The sequence below is a fragment of the Streptomyces sp. NPDC005141 genome (genome assembly GCF_053599975.1).
The window spans coordinates 1-2752 of the sequence record NZ_JBSFYW010000146.1 but is presented as its reverse complement, the minus strand read 5'-3'; the positions used below and the strand labels follow the sequence as shown (position 1 = coordinate 2752).

Below are 2752 nucleotides of genomic sequence, written 5' to 3'. Positions count from 1 at the left end.
ATCCGAACGTGCGCAACAACTCCGCCGCCTGCACATCGGTCGGACAAAAGCGGTACTTGAACGCCCGCTTCACGTAAGTGGCCACGGCCCACAAATTAGTATCAACGTTGGCGAAGGATCGAACCTGCCGGTCAGAGCACTGAGATCCGCCCTGACGGCGAATCCCAGCCCGCCGCCCTGCTCCGCAGGAATCCGTTTCCTCCCCGGCCTGAAGGCCGGGGTATCCACGGAGGAGTTCCGATGATCCTCGACCTCCAGACGATGGACCTGCCCGAGACCGAAGCCACCCCCATCGACGACACCCTCGCCAGCACCAGCTCGCTGAGCGTGCTCAACTGCGGCACCAGCACCGTGAGCACGATCCTGTGCCTCTGATCGACGTCACCGCATAGAGCGCGCCGCAGAGGCGCGCGGCACAGCCGGCCGGGCCGCCATCAGCGGCCCGGCCGGTCGCCCACCGTCCCCGCCCCGGCGCACCGCACTGACTGCACTCACTGCATTGACTGCATTGACCGCTGACCGCACCGCACTGCCGCAGCCGCAGCCCCGGCCCCGGCCCCAACGTTGCCTCCCCCGGCCGACGTCCTCACCCCCCGCTTTCCGCCCCGGCCCCGGCCCCTCAGCCCCCGGGCCTCGGACCCGTTCCGGCCCTCCGTCCCGGAGCCCCAGCCCGGCGCCCGGGCTCTCGCCCCCCGGCAACTCCCCCAGCTCCTCCGCCCGGTGCGCGCCGACGTGCGGCACCGCCTCGTCCACCAGAGAGGTTCCCCGTGGCCGACGAGCCCGCGCGCCCCGCCCGCACGGCAGGCCCGCTGCGGCTGCGCCGTGAACTGACCGCCGAGCCCGGCCGGCTCACCGGTTCCCTGCTGCTCGCGCTGGCCGCCACCGCCGCCGCGCTCTCCCTCCCCCTGCTGCTGCGGGACGTCATCACCGACTTCTCCGACCACCGCCCGCTGGGCCTCGACATCACACTGATGTGCGCGGCCGCCGCGGCCGGCGCCCTCGCCCAGGCCTTCTCCGGCTTCCTGCTCGCCCGCATCGGCGAGCGGATGGCCTACCGGCTGCGCATCAGGCTGATGGAGCACACCCTGCGGCTGCCCCTGGCCGTCGTGCGGACCCAGGGCACCGGCGAACTCGCCGCCCGAATCACCTCCGACACCCTGCTGCTGCGTCAGATCGTCGACGTGGCGAGCCAGTTGCCGCTCGCCACCGTGACCCTCGTGGCGACCCTGGCCGTGATGGTGTGGGTCGACTGGGTCCTCACCCTGGTCACGCTGCTCGCCCTGACCGGTCTCACCCTGATGGTGACGCTGGTCCTGCGCCGTATGCGGGCCAACGTGACCGGCCAGCAGGACGCCGTCGGCCACATCGCCCAGCGCTTCACCGCCAACCTGGAGGCCCTCACCACGATCAAGGCCAACCCGGCCGAGGCGGTGGCCACCCGGGCGCTGGCCGCGGACGCGGAACGGCTGCGCTCGGTCTCCCTGCAAGGGGCCCGTCTCGGCGCCCTGATCCCCGCCGTGCTCACCCTCGGCAACCAGCTCGCGATGATCGCCGTGATCCTCACCGGAGGCGCCCGGCTCGCCGCCGGTGACATCACCGCGGGCGCCTTCGCCGCGTTCCTCCTCTATCTGCTGCAGGCCATCCCGTCGGTCAACACGCTGGCCACCGGACTGGGCCGGCTCCAGTCCGGTCTGGCCGCCCGGGACCGCTGCAACGACCTGCTGCTCCTCACCCCGGAGAACGACCCGCACGACGACGACAAACCCGCCCCCACCCCGCTGCCCGACGCGCCGGCCGTGGTCTTCGACTCCGTCTCCTACACGCACGCCGGGGCCGGCCGCACCACCTTGCGGCAGATCTCCTTCACCACCGCGCGCACCGGACTCACCGCGGTGGTGGGGCCCTCGGGAGCCGGCAAGTCCACCACCTTGAGCCTCATCGACCGGTTCATCCGGCCCTCCTCCGGCACGATCACCGTCCTGGGCCACGACACGCGGCACTGGCCACTGGACGCGCTGCGCGCCCGCATCGCCTACGTCGACCAGGCGTTCACCCTGCTGGAGGGCACCGCCCGGGAGAACCTCCAGCTCGGCCGCACCACCCGCGCCGACGACCGCGAACTGGCCGCCGGACCTCTCCGGCGGCCAGCGCCAGCGCATGGCACTGGCACGCGCCCTGCTCTCCGACGCCGACATCGTGCTGCTGGACGAACCCACCAGCCAGCTGGACGGCCTCAACGAGCAGCGGTTCCGCGCCGTCGTGGAGACCCTCGCCGACACACGCGCCGTCATCGTCGTCGCGCACCGCCTCTCCACCGTCCGGCACGCCCAGCACGTGATCATGCTGAACGAGGGCACCGTCGTCGACACCGGCGACCACCCCGCCCTCCTCGAACGCTGCACCCCCTACCGCCAACTGGTCGCGAGCCAGACGGTCACCGGACGCTGAAACCTCCCAAGAAGGGGGATCACTGGCTCACCGGGTTCCTCCGAGGATGCCTCGGCCTTCAGGCCGGAGAGGAATCGGACTCCTGCGGAGCAGGGCAGGAAACGGGGTTTCGCCCCCAGGGCGAAACACCGTCCCCCTGATTGGGCACGGTGCACGCCGTGCGGTGCGAGAACCAAGCGCGCACACCGTGTTGATCGAGAGCCAAGACAGCACCTGCACCTCCACGCTTTGCTGTGTCCCCCGTCAGTCCCGCCCCTGTCACGGCCAGTGCGCACATCGCGGTCACCATCACGGCTCTGCGGGT

General features: G+C 71.6%; 3 protein-coding genes and 1 pseudogene. 3 read left to right on the top strand and 1 reads right to left on the bottom strand.

The features are described 5' to 3' along the window. Positions 1 to 85: helix-turn-helix domain-containing protein (locus ACWD68_RS41700; RefSeq protein ID WP_451811688.1), on the bottom strand; the 85-nt coding region annotated here is incomplete at its 3' end. Positions 86 to 240: 155 nt separating this feature from the next. Between ACWD68_RS41700 and ACWD68_RS41695 the strand changes: the two genes are divergently transcribed. From ACWD68_RS41695 to ACWD68_RS41685, 3 genes and pseudogenes are all read left to right on the top strand, one after another. After that, on the top strand, positions 241 to 375 hold the full coding sequence (locus tag ACWD68_RS41695; protein ID WP_451811686.1) for a SapB/AmfS family lanthipeptide: 135 nt from the start codon (positions 241 to 243) through the stop codon (positions 373 to 375). 392 nt (positions 376 to 767) lie between these two features. Beyond that, positions 768 to 2048 (top strand): annotated as a pseudogene (locus ACWD68_RS41690) (ABC transporter transmembrane domain-containing protein); the annotation flags it as partial. Between the two features lie 109 nt (positions 2049 to 2157). Continuing rightward, entirely contained in the window at positions 2158 to 2448 is a 291-nt protein-coding gene (locus ACWD68_RS41685; RefSeq protein ID WP_451811687.1) for a hypothetical protein, read from the top strand. Positions 2449 to 2752: the final 304 nt, after the last annotated feature.

Excerpts from the sequence above, each read along its gene's own strand:
- ACWD68_RS41685 (WP_451811687.1), top strand. The coding sequence starts at position 2,158 with ATGGCACTGGCACGCGCCCTGCTCTCCGACGCCGACATCGTGCTGCTG.
- ACWD68_RS41695 (WP_451811686.1), top strand. The coding sequence starts at position 241 with ATGATCCTCGACCTCCAGACGATGGACCTGCCCGAGACCGAAGCCACC.